This window comes from Pseudomonas sp. TREG-RG-20F-10-E-6-01, from assembly GCF_022662455.1.
GTDB lineage: Bacteria > Pseudomonadota > Gammaproteobacteria > Pseudomonadales > Pseudomonadaceae > Aquipseudomonas.
The window spans coordinates 523,202-537,567 of the sequence record NZ_JAKNQP010000003.1; the positions used below are offsets into that span (position 1 = coordinate 523,202).

The window sequence follows — 14,366 nt, forward strand, 5'->3', positions numbered from 1 at the left end:
AGCGGCCGCCAGGGACGGCGCCGCGCCTGCTTGGTTGGCTAGACCATTGCCAGCGGATGCTTGCGCTTGGGTGCGCCGAACACGCGGTCGATCGCGTCCAGATCGTGCTCATCGAGCTTGAGGTTCGCGGCACCGGCGTTGAGCCGCACATGCTCGGGCGTAACAGCCTTGGGAATTGCGATCACGCCGTCCTGACGCAACACCCAGGCAAGGGATACTTGAGCGGGCGTGACCTCATGGCGACGGGCGATCTGCTTGAGCGTCGGGCTGGACAACAACTCACCCCCCTGGGCGATCGGGCAGTAAGCCATCAGCGGCAAATGGTGCTGTTGCCACCATGGCAGCAAGTCGAACTCGATACCGCGCTCTTCAATGTTGTAGAGCACTTGGTTGGTTGCACACGCCGGGGACGCAAGTTCCTGCAGATCTGCCACGTCAAAATTGGAGACGCCCCAACGGCCGATCTTGCCGGCCTGACGTAATGTTTCGAAGGCTTCGACGGTTTCTTCGAGGGGATACTGGCCCCGCCAGTGCAACAGATACAGGTCGATGTAATCGGTACCCAGGCGCTGCAGGCTGGCTTCGCAGGCACGGGGCACGCCCTTGCGACTGGCATTGTGCGGATAGACCTTGCTGACGAGGAACACCTGATCACGTTTACCGCGAATGGCTTCGCCGACCACTTCCTCGGCTCCGCCTTCGCCATACATTTCGGCGGTATCGATCAGGGTCATGCCCTCGTCGATACCCAACTGCAACGCGGCAACCTCGGCGCTGCGCCGGTCCGGGTTTTCGCCCATGCGCCAGGTCCCCTGGCCGATGACAGGGACGGGAACGCCGGCCAGATCGATGGTGCGCATGACAACCTCCTGATGAGTTCGCGGATTAACAATGTGGCATTGGGCGGACAAAAGGGTTCAATCGAAGTATGGTTGCCCTCTGAAAAGTCGCCAGGAAGGACCTGCAATGCTGTTTGTCGTGATGCTCGGGGGCAAGCACCCGCGGGCCAGAATTGAAGTTCACGATGTGGTGTTCGCTGTAGCGAACACACTGCAAGACACCTACCCGCAATTGCGCGATGGTTGGTTTGGCAGCCCCAAGGGTGTGCACATCGACTCCTGGATGGCAGTGGATGGCGTTGATGGCTGGAAAGTTGAACTTAGCCACCTGGCCCCGCCTGCCGGCGCGCACCATCTGTACTTCATCAACCTGGGCGGCTACGAAGCCAACGCTTTCGGCGAAGCCCATCACTATTTGCTGGTGGTCGCCCGCGACAAAAAGGAAGCGAAGAGCAAGGGGAAACAGCAGATGCTGCGCCATTGGTCCCAGGCCCATACCGACGGCGTGATGGATATTGACGACTGCCTGCCCATCGACCTGGTCGACGGTCGCTACCTGCACCTGGTGCAAGGTTCGCACAGGCCAATCGTGCAACAGAACGACTACATCGTCCTGCCCTGAGTTATCCCTACCCGAACGGGGTATGGCGCCCACCCTCGACCTGCCTGACAGTGCAATCAGTCCCGACCTGATAACACGCACAACTCAAGGTGGGTCCGCCATGCATAAAGCCTTTATCGCCCTGTTCAGCGCCGTATTGCCGGGCGCGCCGCTGATCGTGGCACACCACAGTTTCCCGCAGGCAGCGCAGGAAAAAGCCCGCTGGTTGAAACGCTACGCCGCGTTTGCCGTGGACTCCGGCGTGCCCACGGCGGATGCCGAGCGGGCGATAACGGCGATCAGCGCACAATTGCCGGTGCTGTCTCCCGTGGAGGACGCTGCCTTGATCAGCCGAGCCGGCTTCGAAGGCGTGGAGCTGTTCTATACCGGCTTCAGTTTCAAGGGCTGGGTGGGCTAAAAGCCGCGCTAACGGCTTACCAACTGCCCGACGCGCCGCCGCCGCCACTGGAACCACCGCCGCCGGACGAGCTGCTGCTGGAGCTTGAACCGGAGCTGCCGGAACTCGAACCAGACCCTCCGCCCGACCCCGAGCCGCCATCGGAAATGCTCTGGATAAAGACAATGAACGCCACGACCGATGCCGCCGGTATCGCCAGTATCCAGCCCTGGTAGCCGTGCCCCAGCATAAAACCGACCGCCACATAAACCGCCGCGACGGCCAACGCACGCACGAGAAAAAAGCGTGGTTTGGTCTTCCACGACTCGCGGATGACGAAGAACAGCCCCACGTACAACGCCAGCACCAAGGCGCCGCCAAACGGCAACGCCAGCCAGTGTACGAAGTTGACCGCCACAAAGTGGTCCACCACCAGCAACCCGACGATATATGCCAGCGCGCCCACCACGCAGTAAAACACCGCACGCGCCAGCCACAGGGCGCCGAACGTGGCGCCGCCGATCAGCAGGGTCAGCGCAAGTACCAGCAGGTACATCGGCCACTCATGACCGCCGGCATAAATCGTCAGCAACACCGTCACCACGACGGTGGCGATCAGCGCCCGGCGCCAGTGCAGCTTGCCGGCAGCGATCAGCACACCGCCAATGGCGCCCGCGATAAATGCCAGCAGTACTGCGATGATCTGCGGGTTGACCTGCGGCGCGGCCTGCTTTGGCAGATCGCCGCCGTCCACCAGCACAGTCAAGTCATTGACCGCTTGTTGCACGCCGCCCGCGTAGTCGCCCTGGCGAAACGCCGGCGTGATGTGTTCTTCGATGATGCGATGGGCCAACAGATCGGTGACCGTGCCTTCCAGGCCATAGCCCACCTCGATGCGTACCGTTTGGTCGTCTTTCGCCACCACCAGCAGGATGCCGTCGTTGACGTCCTTGCGCCCCAGCTTCCAGGCGCGGAACAGTTGATTGGCGTAATCCTCGATACTCGCGCCGCCGGTAGTGGGCACCAGCAGTACCGCGACTTGCGCGCCTTTGCGCTGTTCAAGGGCGGCGAGTTGGTCTTTGAGGCGCGTGGTGATGCTGGCGTCGAGGGTATTGGTGAGGTCGATCACCCGCTGGTCGAGGGCGACGCCGATGGGCGACGTCTGCGCCTGGGCAGTGCTCAGCAGGCCGATGAACATCAGCGCCAGTAGACTCAACACGGATTGCCGCAGCATCGCCATCATGTTTGATACCTGAGGTTTCATCCTGAAGGCGCCGACTTTACCTTATTGACACGTTCACACGTAGGCCGTGCCCTGCATGATCGGCTGCACGCTGCCGGTCAATACCACACCGCCCTGCCCGTCCCACTGCACCGTGACCGTGCCGCCGTCGCACTGCACCTGCACCGTGTCATCCAGCAGGCCGCGCCGGATCCCGTTGACCACCGCGGCGCAGCAACACGAACCGGAACCCAGCGGCACACCGCCGCCGCGCTCCCAGATACGCAGACGAACATGCGCGCGGTCCAGCACCTGCACGAAATGCACATTGGTCCTGGCCGGAAACAGCGCATGGGTTTCCAGCGCCGGACCTACGGCTGCCACGTCGATGGCGGCGAGGTCATCGACAAAAAACGTACAGTGCGGGTTGCCCATGCTGCACGCCGCCGGGTCGCCCTTGATCGGCAAGAGAAGGGTCTGCATGGCGGCGGCCAGCGGTACTGACGACCACTCCAGCAACGGCGCGCCCATGTCCACCGACACCCGCTGGCCCGCCGCGCGTACGCACGTCAGTAGGCCACGGTCGGTGCGCAGCACAATCGAATCGGTGCCGGCTTCGTGCATCAAGCGGTCGGCGACACCTCGCGTGGCACTGCCGCAGGTTTGCAGCGGCGTGCCGTTGGGGTTCCAGAATTTGATACGCGCGGCGGCGTCAACGCCGTCGAGGATCACCGCCAGCTGATTGAAACCGATGCCGGTGTGGCGGTCGCCCAGACGGCGGGCGACCTGCGCGGTGATCGGGTCGTCCTGGCCACGGCGGTCGATGATGATGAAATCATCGCCATGGGCATGCATCTTCACAAAGGGCAATGTCATGGGCTGTCCGGTCGGTGAGCGCGATGGGAGGGTGAGCATACGGCAGTTTCATCCAGACCGATTCGACCGCATGTTAGCGTGTGTGCGTTTTGATCCGGCAGAGCCCGCCATGAAAAAAAACCTCTTCGCTTTGACCGCACTGCTGCTCGCGTTTTCCCACCCGACCCTGGCGGCCGCCCAGCCTCCCAGCCTGTGCCAGCCGAGTGCCTCGAAGTCGACGGCCAAGGCGCTGCTGGCCGCCGCAGAACGGCACCTGGCTGACCGTCCCAACCCCCTGGCCCATGTGCACACTGAAGGCACACTGCCCCACCACGGCATTCGCGAGCAAAGCATTGCCGCCGAAAAAGACTGGCCGGTGATGCGCCAGGCCGCGCTGGCGTGGCGGTTGAGCGGCGACCCGCGTTACCTCAGGCAAGTCGACGACTACCTTGGCGCCTGGACCGATGTGTATCAACCGGACTTCAACCCGATTGACGAAACCAACCTCGACCAGCTGATCAATGCCTATGCGCTGACTGCCGATAACCTGCGCCTGGAAACCCGCGCAGCCAGCCGCCGCTTGATCAGTGATCTGGGTAACGGCTACCTCGCGCGTATCCAGCAGTTCCACGGCCAGAACAAAGGCACGCAAACCAACAACTGGCAAAGCCATCGCGTCAAGTTGATCACGGTGGCCGCCGCTGCACTGGGCGACCGGACGATGCTCGAGCAGGCCCACCAGGTGTTCAAACAGCAGATCGCCGACAATGTGTTGCCCGATGGCTCGGTCACCGATTTTCACGACCGCGATGCCCTGCACTACGTGGTCTACGACCTTGAACCTCTGGTGCAAGCTGCCCTGGCGGCCAAGCCCTACGGCGGCGACTGGCTGAACCTCAAGGCCAATGGCACGTCCCTGGCGGCCGCCCTCGATTGGCTGGTGCCCTATGCCAATGGCCAGCGCAGCCACCAGGAGTTCGTGCACACCCACGTGCAATTCGACAAGGACCGCGCCGGGGTGGGCGAAGCCGGCTACAGCGGCACCTGGGAACCCAAAAGCAGCGCCACGCTGTTCTGGCTGGCGGCGCAACTGGACAAGCGCTACCTGCCTGTGGCGACGCAATTGGCCGCCCACCCGGCCGATTGGATCAGTGCCTGCTATTTGCCGTAAGCGCGGCTAGACTGGCCGGGTTGCTCTTTCAAGGGATTGACCATGCTTGTTGTATTCAGCGGCCTGCCCGGCACCGGCAAGACCACGATTGCCAGCCAACTGGCGCGCCAGACCGGTGCCGTCTACTTGCGCATCGATGTGATCGAACAGGCGCTTCGGGACGCGGGCGTGTTAGCGCAAGGCGTAGGTGCCAGCGGCTACGGCGTGGCCAATGCGCTGGCGTTGAGCAATTTGCGCTTGGGGCACACCGTCGTCGCAGACGGTGTGAACCCGGTCAGGGAAAGCCGCGAGGCGTGGAAATCGGTGGCGATTCAAGCAGGCGCCGCATGGGTTGATATCCAGGTGATTTGCTCTGATGAGCGAGAACATCAACGCCGTGTTGAACAGCGTGCGGGGGATATTTCCGGCCTGACTCCGCCCGACTGGCGGTCCGTATCGGCGCATGAATATGAGGCCTGGGATCAAAAGCCACTGACGGTCGATACCGCCCATGTGACAGCAGATCAGGCGGTGGCGTTGATCCTGGCGCACCTCAAACCCGAGGCGAATGCGCTGGCGCCCGGTGAAGCGCTAAAGGTGTGACGGGCGCGCAGTTCAACCAGCGCAAGCGCCCTCGCCCTGCGTAGGTGGCATTTTTTAAAGCACTGCTCCCATCGCCTTCATCAACACTGGATCGCGCCCATAAATATCCGGCGCGTAGACCAGGCCGCCCTGACGATCGACTTCGACTGTCCAGTACCCCAGCAACACCGGCACCGGCGTGGCGAGCCTGAACTCATGGGTCACGCCGGTTGCCAGCAGTTCATCGGTGCGAGCGCGTTCGGCCGGGCTCACCAGCAGGTCACGCAGCAACAACGGCTGTTCCACCCTCACACACCCCGAACTGAACGCCCGTGGGCCTTTGGTGAACAACGGTTGGCTGGGTGTGTCGTGCAGGTACACCGAGTACGGGTTAGGAAAGCGCATCACGATCTTGCCCAATGGGTTGCGCGGGCCGGCCTCCTGGCGCAGGAGAATGTTGCCGGGGCGCGACCAGTCGACTTGATCGGGCGCCAGGGGGTGACCCTGGGCGTCAAGCACTTGCAGGTTTTGCTGGCGCAGGTATTCGGGGTTCAGACGAATAGCCGGGAGCTTGTCCTCGCGCATGATGGTGGGCGGGATGGTCCAGGTAGGGTTCAGCGTCAGCCGGGTGATGCGCGACTTGAGCAGCGGCGTCTGACGCTCCGCGCGCCCGACTTGCAGGCGGGTTTGCCACACCGGAATGCCGCTCTGGTAAACGCTCAATTGCGCGGCGGCGACGTTGACCAGCACGCCTTCAGGCTCAAGGTCCTGGGCGAGCCAGCGAAAGCGCTCCAGGTTGATACGCAGTTGGTCGCGGCGCATCGCTGGGCTGATGTTGAGTTCGGCCACGGTGCCGGCGCCGATCACGCCGTCGGCCTGTAACGAGTGGCTGGCCTGGAAGGCCTTGACTGCCTTGACCAGCTCGTCGCGGTATTGCTTGCCAGTGCCGCTGGGCACTTTGGCCAGGTAGCCACCGCTGTGCAGGCGCCGCGCCAGTTCCGGCACGCGCGGGTCTTCCATGCCGGGACGCAAGAGTGGCCCGCTGGCAACCGGGTCCCAATGCGGCAACGGTTGCAGGCGCACGGCGGCATAGGCATTGCGCAGGCTGCGGTACAGATCGGCGCTGGGCCGCGCCTGGTCAAAGGCTTGCGCCATGTCTTGCAGGCCGGCGGCGGCGAAGGCCAGCACCTCGGTATTCGGGTCGCGGGCGGGAGGCTGGGAATGCCACAACGGTTCGAAGCGCGATTGCTGCAGGCGCCCGTAATGCAAATCCTGCAGGGCTTGCAGGTACTGGCGGCTGGTGTCGATGTCGCTGCACAGAACGTTGGCCGTGGCATCCGCCGTGGGCAGACTATAGTGGCTGGGGTCCAGGCCGTCGTCGGCCAGCGTCAGCAACTGGGTGTGCAAGGCTTGGCGGCGTTCTTCGCCAGGCCACAGCGGCCCATCACCCTGCTGCTGATAGAACGCCTGCAGGCGCGCCAGGGCTGCGGCGTCGATCTGCGGGGCGAGGCTGGGGCACACACTGGGCAACTGCGCGAGGGCCTGTTGCACCGGACTGACGGAAATAACCGGCACGGCGCCCATCGGCAGCTCATCAGCCGTCGCGACCAGTGGTGCAACGAGCAGGCAAATGCTCAAGTAACATGCGTGTTTTTTGAACAATTGACTTGGCTCCAATCCACAGCGGGGGACGCTTTGTAGATGCTGACTTTTATGTGTCGCTTCGGTTTGATCACCGTCACGCTGGCAACGTTGAGCAATTTTGCGCTCGCCGCCAATGGGAATCCTCCTAACTTGTATAGCAGCCTGGCGCGCTCGGCTCCAGAACTCAATCCCGCCGTACTGAAAAGCGCCCTGAGCGCGGTGCAGTGCGCGGTCAATAACGGCGAGGAACGGTCAGAGCGCCTAGCGGTTATTGACTACTCCCAACCCTCGACCGCCCGTCGGTTATGGATTTTCGATTTGCGCAAAAAAACCCTCGTGTTGCGCGACCTGGTGGCCCACGGTGCCAAGTCCGGGGAAAACTTCGCCACGCAATTTTCCAATCTCGAAGGCAGCCATCAGTCCAGCCTGGGCTTGTTCCGCACCCAGGAAAGTTACCTCGGCGCCCACGGCTACTCGTTGCGCATGGACGGCCTGGAGCCCGGTTTCAATGACCAGGCGCGCGACCGTTCGCTGGTGATTCATGCCGCCGACTACGTCAACCCGGCGTGGAGCAAGCGCGAAGGCCGCATCGGCCGCAGCCAGGGTTGCCCGGCGGTGCGCCCGCAAGTGGCGCGCCAGGTGGTGGATAAACTCAAGGATGGGCAGTTCATGTTTTCCTGGTACCCGGACCAGCGCTGGTTGAAGTCATCGACGTATCTGAACTGCAAACCCCAACAAGTGGCGAGTAGTCGTACAATCCGTGGTGGTTAGCCTGTCCCCACAGATAAAAGAGAGCGCCGCATGCTTCTACATACCTCCACCTGGATCGAGATCGGGCAGTTTCTGGAACGCAGCCGCACGGTGGTGATTCCCATCGGTTCCAACGAACAACACGGCCCCACCGGCCTGCTGGGCACCGACTGGATGTGCCCGGAGATTATCGCCCACGAGGCGCAGAAGAACGCCGACATCCTGATCGGCCCGACCTTCAATATCGGCATGGCCCAGCACCACCTGGGTTTTCCCGGCACCATTTCGCTGCGCCCTTCCACCTTTATCGCCGCCATTGGCGACTGGGTGCGCTCGCTGGCCGGGCACGGTTTCGAGAAGATCCTGTTCCTGAATGGCCACGGCGGCAATATCGCCACCATTGAAGCGGCGTTTTCCGAGCTGTACGCCGAAGCCAGTTTTGCCCGCCGCCCCGCCGGTTTCGCGCTCAAGCTGGTGAACTGGTGGGACCTGGAAGGCGTGCACGATTTGGCTCAACGCCAATTCCCGGTGGGCCACGGCAGCCATGCCACGCCGTCAGAAATTGCGGTGACGCAGTGGGCGTACCCGCAATCGATCAAGTCCGCCGAGTATTCTCCGCAAATCGCCAATACCGGGCCGATCCGCGAAGCGCTGGACTTCCGCGCACGCTTCCCCGACGGGCGCATGGGTTCGGACCCGGCGCTGGCGACGGTGGAAAAAGGCGGTGAGTTGGTGGCGTTGGCAGCCAAGGGGTTGGTCAAGACCGTGAACACCTTCAGCAGCGAAGCAAAACCCTAGGCCAGGCACATCGCAAATGTGGGAGCGGGCTTACTCGCGAAGCGGTGGATCAGTCAATAAATGTATCGACTGATACGCCGCCTTCGCGAGCAAGCCCGCTCCCACACATTCAAACCCTCAGGCGTGCCTGGATTATTTGCAGTCCTGCGCCGCCAGCTCCAGCCGCGACGGTTTGATTGCCGAGGCCAGTGGCTTGCGCTCATACAGGAACACCTTGGTGCCGTCCTGGGACTTGTAGGCCTCCAGCACATCATCGGCAGCAATCTTGCTGGTCAACACCACCTTGGCGTGGCGCGAGTTCTGCGTCACCGTCGAGGTAATGCCGCGTTTTTCAAGCTTGGGCACTACGCACTGCACATAGCCTTCAGGGGTTTTGTCGGTTTGCAGGGTCAAGCTTGGAGCGTTGGGAGCCGTGATACAACCGCTCAGCAACAACGAAGCAAAAGCCAGGGCCGGGACGAAAAAAGAGCGCATAAACATTCCTGAAAATAACCAAATAGGGTTCACAACGATCCGCGCGTCATCCCGCGCGGACCAAGGCCTTTAGCGACGCATCAAACTGCTTCAAGGCATCGAGCTGTACATCACGCTGTTGTTCAATCTGCGCGGCAATGTCCGGGGTCGCCTTGTCATGCACCCATACCGACGGCACCTGTTTGTGCACCGAGCCTTCAGCCTTGGCAATGTATTGCAGATCGGCGTCATAGAACCGCGCCACAAAACGCGCCTCGACCTGATCGTTACGCTGGGTCAGCAATTGGTTATGGGTATCGAGCATCACCACCACATCCGGGTGAGCCTGCACCAGCTCATCCAGGCTGCTGTAGACCGTGACGATGCGAAACGTGCCCTGCAATGAACTCATCAGCCAATCAATCGCCAGTTCCGGGTCGGAGCTGTTGACGAACGCCTCGCGGATGCGCCCGTCGAGGGCATCCTTGGCGCCGTTCATGGCCATGGCGTGGTAGCGTTCAAGGTAACTGAGGTTGTCGCGGGTGTTTTCGCTGTACAGCACACCCACCGACTGCGCGCGCTGCAGGGAGTCTACGCTACCGACGAGTGGCAGCAAATGGCCCGTAGGCAGATCATCAGCAAATGCCGGGCTGGTCAGAACCACACTGCCGAACATCAGCATCATTAAACCCAGTTGGATAATCGTCCTCATCGCGCATTTCCTTGATCAGCGTCTCGATGCGCTGATTCTGCGCTTTTGGCATAAAAACAGAACTTGCGATGCTTGATGGTGACTATCATTTGAACCGATAGTGTCGCGTCTCCCGACCTCTATAAAACTATAAGGACCACGCCATGAAGCCCCACCAGAAAACCTTCGACCGCATCCGCGAAGCCGTACTGCCGGAGTTTCGCGAGCGGGTCGCCGATTACCTGGTCGATTATGAAGACGTGCTGCAGGACGAGGCCGCCAACGCCGACCAGCGTTACGCCAGCGCCCAGCAATTGCGCGGCTACCTGCGGGGCTTGAACACCACCCGAGTGCTGGGCATGGCGGACTGGGAAGACCTCGACCGGCGCGTGTCCCAGGAATGGATGTAAACCCTTAGAGCGCTGGGCGTTGCAGGTTGACCCATGCCTGCACTGACGGCCGCTGCCATTGGCGCTGCGCGTAGTCCACCCATTCGGTGGGCACACTGTCACCGTTGAGGATCAGGCGATTGAGCATCACCGCCAGGTCAAGGTCGGCAATCGACCACTCGCCGAACAGGTACGGTGGGTTGCCGGCCAACAGCGTCTGCGTCGCACTGAACAACTTGCGTACGGCCGCTTCGGCGGCGGGCGACAACGGCGGCATTTTCTGCCCGTAAAACACCACCAGCGTCGAGCGCTCCTGGCGGATCGCCAGCAAATCACTGCGCAACCACGCCTGAACCTGCCGCGCCCTCGCCCGCTGCTGTGGGTCAGCCGGGTACACCGGCGTTTCGGGATAGACCTGTTCCAGGTATTCAGTGATAGCGCAAGATTCCGACAGGGCAAACTCGCCTTCCACCAACGTCGGCACACGCTGGGTCAGCGACAGTTGGGTAAAGTCCGCCGTCTGGTTTTGCGCGGTGTCCAGGTCCAGGGGGAGCATGTCGAACGCCAGGCCTTTTTCGCGCAGGGTGACAAACACCGACATCGCGTAGGGGCTGGTGAACTGGGAATCCACATAGAGGCGTAACGGGCGTGGGTGCATGGCAGGTCTCCTTGGGTGAACACCCACGCTACGAGAGACGGGGCAATAAAGACAATGGCGGTTTTTTATGGGGGCATTCCTGGCGGGAATAGCCTCGATAGTGGCAATATCACATCGATTCGCTAGTTTGCGAAAACGCCCCGCCATTCGAAGCTTTCAAGGAACGATCAGCTTATGAAACAAGCAGTTGTCGTCATACACGGCATCGGCGAGCAACGCCCGATGGACACCCTGCATGGCTTTGTGGATGCCATGATTCCCGCCGACACGCCCGACGGCACGCCCTTCTACTGGAGCAGGCCGGATCGGCTGTCTCGCAATTTCGACCTGCGCGTCTTGAAGTCGTCCGGCCGCACCAGCACGGATTTCTACGAGTACTACTGGGCCCACAAGATGCAGGGCACCAAAGTCGGCCACCTGCTCAGTTGGCTCTGGGACATCTTCAAGCGCCCACGCCGCGATATTCCCGACGCCATCGTGCCGATCTGGCGCACCACGCGCTGGACGGTGATGCTGCTGTTGCTGCTGATCGCCAGCGGCACCCTCGCCACGGCCTGGGGCCAGTTCGATCACAGCGACAACCCGTTCGCGCTGGTGCCGTTGCTGCTCGGCGCTATCGGCCTGGCGCTGCGTTACTCGGCCCTGTCCTACCTGGGCGACGCCGCCCGTTACCTGAGCCCCAACCCGCAGAACGTGGTGGTGCGCGAGCAGATTCGCGCCGACGGCGTGGCGTTGCTGCGGGCCCTGCACAACAAAGGCGATTACGACCGCATCATCGTGGTCGGCCACAGTTTGGGCAGCGTGATCGCCTACGACATCGTCGGTTATCTGTGGCACGAACATCACGATCAGCTGACCAAAGTCATTCCCAGCAACCGCGAACTCGCCAGCCGTTATGCCAATCACGAAGCGCTGCAACCGGTCATCAAGGACACGCTGCCCAACGCCGGCGCCGCGCTTGACGGCAGCCTGGGCAGCATTTTGAAATTTCGCGAGCAGCAGACCGAAGCCTTTATCGAGCAGCGCGGCCTGGGCAACCCGTGGCGCATTACCGATCTGGTAACCGTCGGCAGCCCGATGGCCCACGCGAGCCTGTTGTTGGGGCGCAGCGTCAGTGACTTCCAAAAACGCATGGAGCGCCGCGAAGCCCCCGCCTGCCCGCCCACTCAGGACGAAAAGGGCTACGGCTACAACGCCCGTCATCCGGTGATGCTCGGCCAGAAACCCTTCACGCCCCAGTATTTGCACCACGCGGCGGCATTCGCAGTGACGCGCTGGACCAACCTCTATTTTCCCGCGCCCTATGGCCTGTTTGGCGACATCGTCGCAGGCCCGGTCAGCCCGGTGATGGGCGCAGGCGTGCTGGATTTGCCGGTGACCGTGGGGTCGCGCAAAGGCTGGCTCGCCCGCTCATGGCTCAGCCACACCCACTATTGGAGCGAGCGCGGCGGCGCCCAAGGTTACCTCGGTGCGCTCTCCACGGATGAACACGCGATCACCCAGGGCCCGCGTCCGTCAGCCACCGAAGCGTTGCGCTGGGCCGTCGACCTCAAGGGCCTGCGGCGCTTGCGCCCGGCGCGCGCCAAGGAAAGCCTGACGCAGGCTTAGCCGGCAAAACCGCCTTTATCGAGAAACTCACGCTCTTGCGCCGTGGTGCCCCTGGCCAACACTTCATTTCGGTGTGGAAAGCGCCCAAACCGCTCGATGATCGCTGCATGCTCCTTGGCCCAATGGTAGGTGCTGGCATCCAGCTGCTGGTTCAGCACCAACGAGCGCTGCTGATCGGCGGGGTCTTCCGAATGTTCGAACGGCAAGTAACAGAACGCCCGCAGCTCGGGCTCGATCAATTGATCCAGGCCAGCATCGACCATCCGCCGCGCGTACAAACGCGCCAGCGGGTCGGTGGCAAACATGTGCGCGGTGCCACGAAAGGCATTGCGCGGGTATTGATCCAGCAGGATCAACAAGGCCAGCGCGCCGTGTGCCGAATCCAGCCAGCCCTCCAGTTCGCGCCGGGCCGCTTGCATATGCGTGGCATGGAAGGTGTCGCGAAAGGCCGCGTCAAACGCGTCGTCCTTGGCGAACCAGCGCTTGGGGCCTGCCTGCTTCCAGAACTCGATCACCGCCTCGGCCGGTTGCCCGTTGATGCTCGACATCATTACCTCCCATTGGCTTGCAGATTTCATCATTGACGCCGGCAGAATCCATTAAGTTTCCGCTCTGGAGCCGCTCCTGCTTCGCAGCGGTCGTGCCATCGCACATAGGGTTTACCGGATGATTCACCGTCTTGCCCAGGTTTTCAGTGATTCCAATGGCCACGTGCGCACCAAGCTGTTTGGCATTTACGGCATTTTGGTCGCCATTAACGTCGGCGCCTGGCTCTGGGCGCTGGTGGCGTTTCATCAGCACCCCGTGTTATTGGGCACTGCCCTGCTCGCCTACAGTTTCGGCCTGCGCCACGCGGTGGACGCCGACCATATCGCCGCCATCGACAACGCCACCCGCAAGCTGATGCAAGAGCAGAAACGCCCGGTGGCGGTGGGGTTCTTTTTCTCTCTGGGGCATTCGTCGGTGGTGGTGCTGGCCTCGATTGGCGTGGCCCTTACCGCCGTCCATGTCGAGGCGTTCAAGGCGGTTGGCGGTGTGATCGGCACGTCCGTGTCGGCGGTCTTTTTGCTGGTGATCGCGCTGATGAACCTGGTCATCCTGCGGTCGATCTACAAGGCCTGGCGCCACGTGCGCGAGGGCGGCGCTTACGTCGATGAGGATGTTGACCTGCTGCTGGCCGACCGCGGTTTCATGGCGCGAATCTTCCGCCCGCTGTTTCGCCTGATCAGCCGCAGTTGGCACCTGTACCCGCTGGGTTTTCTGTTTGGCCTGGGGTTTGACACCGCCACCGAAATCGCCCTGCTGGGCATCTCCGCCACGCAGGCGGCACAGGGCTTATCGCCGTGGTCGATCATGGTGTTCCCGCTGCTGTTCAGCGCCGGCATGTCGCTGGTGGACACGCTGGACGGCCACTTGATGCTCGGCGCCTACGGCTGGGCGTACATGAAGCCGCTGCGCAAGCTCTACTACAACATGAGCATTACCTTGGTCTCGGTGGTCGTGGCGGTGATCATCGGCAGCATCGAGGCGCTGGGGCTGATGGCCGACCAGTTGGAGCTCAAGGGTGATTTCTGGGGCTTTATCGGCAACCTGAACGACAGCTTCGGGATGCTCGGCTACATCATCATCGGGATTTTCGTCGCCAGCTGGGCGGCGTCGGTGTTGCTGTACCGCTTGAAGGGCTTCGACCGGCTCGCCTGAAGTCGAGAAGCAGGTCAGCCACATTCGG

The 14,366-nt window shown here is 62.2% G+C and carries 17 protein-coding genes; 9 read left to right on the forward strand and 8 right to left on the reverse strand.

All coding sequences use genetic code 11. From position 1 onward, the window contains the following. Nucleotides 1-38: 38 nt before the first annotated feature. Complete coding sequence (locus tag L8K08_RS12650) at nucleotides 39-860, reverse strand: aldo/keto reductase (protein WP_145164470.1); 822 nt, start codon at nucleotides 858-860, stop codon at nucleotides 39-41. 106 nt (nucleotides 861-966) lie between these two features. On the opposite strand from L8K08_RS12650, the gene L8K08_RS12655 reads away from it, so the two are divergent. Beyond that, nucleotides 967-1,461, forward strand: coding sequence for a DUF1543 domain-containing protein (locus L8K08_RS12655; protein ID WP_145164472.1), 495 nt, complete (start codon nucleotides 967-969; stop codon nucleotides 1,459-1,461). Nucleotides 1,462-1,561: 100 nt separating this feature from the next. Beyond that, the gene (locus tag L8K08_RS12660; RefSeq protein WP_242197329.1) at nucleotides 1,562-1,858 is read left to right on the forward strand and encodes a hypothetical protein; all 297 of its coding nucleotides are present in this window, start codon (nucleotides 1,562-1,564) and stop codon (nucleotides 1,856-1,858) included. Nucleotides 1,859-1,874: 16 nt separating this feature from the next. On the opposite strand, the gene L8K08_RS12665 is transcribed toward L8K08_RS12660, so the two are convergent. After that, the gene (locus L8K08_RS12665; protein WP_242197332.1) at nucleotides 1,875-3,080 is read right to left on the reverse strand and encodes a YgcG family protein; all 1,206 of its coding nucleotides are present in this window, start codon (nucleotides 3,078-3,080) and stop codon (nucleotides 1,875-1,877) included. A gap of 54 nt (nucleotides 3,081-3,134) precedes the next feature. Then, nucleotides 3,135-3,935, reverse strand: a complete 801-nt coding sequence (gene dapF, locus L8K08_RS12670; RefSeq protein WP_242197335.1) for a diaminopimelate epimerase — start codon at nucleotides 3,933-3,935, stop codon at nucleotides 3,135-3,137. Between the two features lie 109 nt (nucleotides 3,936-4,044). On the opposite strand from dapF, the gene L8K08_RS12675 reads away from it, so the two are divergent. Next, nucleotides 4,045-5,085: an alginate lyase family protein gene (locus L8K08_RS12675; protein WP_242197338.1), complete on the forward strand. Its 1,041-nt coding sequence runs from the start codon at nucleotides 4,045-4,047 to the stop codon at nucleotides 5,083-5,085. Nucleotides 5,086-5,127: 42 nt separating this feature from the next. Continuing rightward, complete coding sequence (locus L8K08_RS12680) at nucleotides 5,128-5,667, forward strand: AAA family ATPase (RefSeq protein WP_242197341.1); 540 nt, start codon at nucleotides 5,128-5,130, stop codon at nucleotides 5,665-5,667. Between the two features lie 54 nt (nucleotides 5,668-5,721). Here L8K08_RS12680 and L8K08_RS12685 read toward each other — a convergent pair whose 3' ends face one another. Next, nucleotides 5,722-7,308, reverse strand: a complete 1,587-nt coding sequence (locus L8K08_RS12685) for a L,D-transpeptidase family protein (RefSeq protein WP_242197344.1) — start codon at nucleotides 7,306-7,308, stop codon at nucleotides 5,722-5,724. A 39-nt stretch (nucleotides 7,309-7,347) separates the two neighbouring features. On the opposite strand from L8K08_RS12685, the gene L8K08_RS12690 reads away from it, so the two are divergent. Next, nucleotides 7,348-8,061, forward strand: a complete 714-nt coding sequence (locus L8K08_RS12690; protein ID WP_242197347.1) for a murein L,D-transpeptidase catalytic domain family protein — start codon at nucleotides 7,348-7,350, stop codon at nucleotides 8,059-8,061. Nucleotides 8,062-8,091: 30 nt separating this feature from the next. After that, a complete protein-coding gene (locus L8K08_RS12695; protein ID WP_119741790.1) occupies nucleotides 8,092-8,838 on the forward strand; it encodes a creatininase family protein in 747 nt (248 codons plus the stop codon). Nucleotides 8,839-8,970: 132 nt separating this feature from the next. Here the strand turns inward: L8K08_RS12695 and L8K08_RS12700 are convergent, their stop codons facing one another. Both L8K08_RS12700 and L8K08_RS12705 read right to left on the reverse strand, forming a co-directional pair. Next, nucleotides 8,971-9,312, reverse strand: coding sequence for a hypothetical protein (locus L8K08_RS12700; RefSeq protein ID WP_242197350.1), 342 nt, complete (start codon nucleotides 9,310-9,312; stop codon nucleotides 8,971-8,973). A gap of 46 nt (nucleotides 9,313-9,358) precedes the next feature. After that, nucleotides 9,359-10,003 carry an ATPase gene (locus tag L8K08_RS12705; RefSeq protein ID WP_242197354.1) on the reverse strand — a complete coding sequence of 215 codons (645 nt, stop codon included), beginning with the start codon at nucleotides 10,001-10,003 and terminating at the stop codon, nucleotides 9,359-9,361. Nucleotides 10,004-10,146: 143 nt separating this feature from the next. Between L8K08_RS12705 and L8K08_RS12710 the strand changes: the two genes are divergently transcribed. Continuing rightward, complete coding sequence (locus tag L8K08_RS12710) at nucleotides 10,147-10,392, forward strand: hypothetical protein (RefSeq protein ID WP_242197357.1); 246 nt, start codon at nucleotides 10,147-10,149, stop codon at nucleotides 10,390-10,392. A gap of 4 nt (nucleotides 10,393-10,396) precedes the next feature. On the opposite strand, the gene yfcF is transcribed toward L8K08_RS12710, so the two are convergent. Continuing rightward, the gene (yfcF, locus tag L8K08_RS12715; RefSeq protein ID WP_242197360.1) at nucleotides 10,397-11,029 is read right to left on the reverse strand and encodes a glutathione transferase; all 633 of its coding nucleotides are present in this window, start codon (nucleotides 11,027-11,029) and stop codon (nucleotides 10,397-10,399) included. A gap of 174 nt (nucleotides 11,030-11,203) precedes the next feature. Here yfcF and L8K08_RS12720 point away from each other — a divergent pair, with 174 nt between their 5' ends. Beyond that, complete coding sequence (locus tag L8K08_RS12720; protein ID WP_242197363.1) at nucleotides 11,204-12,637, forward strand: lipase family protein; 1,434 nt, start codon at nucleotides 11,204-11,206, stop codon at nucleotides 12,635-12,637. Here L8K08_RS12720 and L8K08_RS12725 read toward each other — a convergent pair. Continuing rightward, a complete protein-coding gene (locus tag L8K08_RS12725; RefSeq protein ID WP_145164495.1) occupies nucleotides 12,634-13,185 on the reverse strand; it encodes a DUF924 family protein in 552 nt (183 codons plus the stop codon). The two genes, L8K08_RS12720 and L8K08_RS12725, sit on opposite strands and share 4 nt — an antisense overlap. 118 nt (nucleotides 13,186-13,303) lie before the next feature. On the opposite strand from L8K08_RS12725, the gene L8K08_RS12730 reads away from it, so the two are divergent. After that, on the forward strand, nucleotides 13,304-14,338 hold the full coding sequence (locus L8K08_RS12730; protein WP_242197366.1) for a HoxN/HupN/NixA family nickel/cobalt transporter: 1,035 nt from the start codon (nucleotides 13,304-13,306) through the stop codon (nucleotides 14,336-14,338). Nucleotides 14,339-14,366: the final 28 nt, after the last annotated feature.

Coding starts and splice junctions, on each gene's coding strand:
- L8K08_RS12675 (WP_242197338.1), top strand. CDS start 4,045: ATGAAAAAAAACCTCTTCGCTTTGACCGCACTGCTGCTCGCGTTTTCC.
- yfcF (WP_242197360.1), bottom strand. CDS start 11,029: ATGCACCCACGCCCGTTACGCCTCTATGTGGATTCCCAGTTCACCAGC.
- L8K08_RS12690 (WP_242197347.1), top strand. CDS start 7,348: ATGCTGACTTTTATGTGTCGCTTCGGTTTGATCACCGTCACGCTGGCA.
- dapF (WP_242197335.1), bottom strand. CDS start 3,935: ATGACATTGCCCTTTGTGAAGATGCATGCCCATGGCGATGATTTCATC.
- L8K08_RS12705 (WP_242197354.1), bottom strand. CDS start 10,003: ATGAGGACGATTATCCAACTGGGTTTAATGATGCTGATGTTCGGCAGT.
- L8K08_RS12710 (WP_242197357.1), top strand. CDS start 10,147: ATGAAGCCCCACCAGAAAACCTTCGACCGCATCCGCGAAGCCGTACTG.
- L8K08_RS12665 (WP_242197332.1), bottom strand. CDS start 3,080: ATGATGGCGATGCTGCGGCAATCCGTGTTGAGTCTACTGGCGCTGATG.
- L8K08_RS12650 (WP_145164470.1), bottom strand. CDS start 860: ATGCGCACCATCGATCTGGCCGGCGTTCCCGTCCCTGTCATCGGCCAG.
- L8K08_RS12720 (WP_242197363.1), top strand. CDS start 11,204: ATGAAACAAGCAGTTGTCGTCATACACGGCATCGGCGAGCAACGCCCG.
- L8K08_RS12730 (WP_242197366.1), top strand. CDS start 13,304: ATGATTCACCGTCTTGCCCAGGTTTTCAGTGATTCCAATGGCCACGTG.
- L8K08_RS12680 (WP_242197341.1), top strand. CDS start 5,128: ATGCTTGTTGTATTCAGCGGCCTGCCCGGCACCGGCAAGACCACGATT.
- L8K08_RS12725 (WP_145164495.1), bottom strand. CDS start 13,185: ATGTCGAGCATCAACGGGCAACCGGCCGAGGCGGTGATCGAGTTCTGG.
- L8K08_RS12660 (WP_242197329.1), top strand. CDS start 1,562: ATGCATAAAGCCTTTATCGCCCTGTTCAGCGCCGTATTGCCGGGCGCG.
- L8K08_RS12695 (WP_119741790.1), top strand. CDS start 8,092: ATGCTTCTACATACCTCCACCTGGATCGAGATCGGGCAGTTTCTGGAA.
- L8K08_RS12700 (WP_242197350.1), bottom strand. CDS start 9,312: ATGCGCTCTTTTTTCGTCCCGGCCCTGGCTTTTGCTTCGTTGTTGCTG.
- L8K08_RS12655 (WP_145164472.1), top strand. CDS start 967: ATGCTGTTTGTCGTGATGCTCGGGGGCAAGCACCCGCGGGCCAGAATT.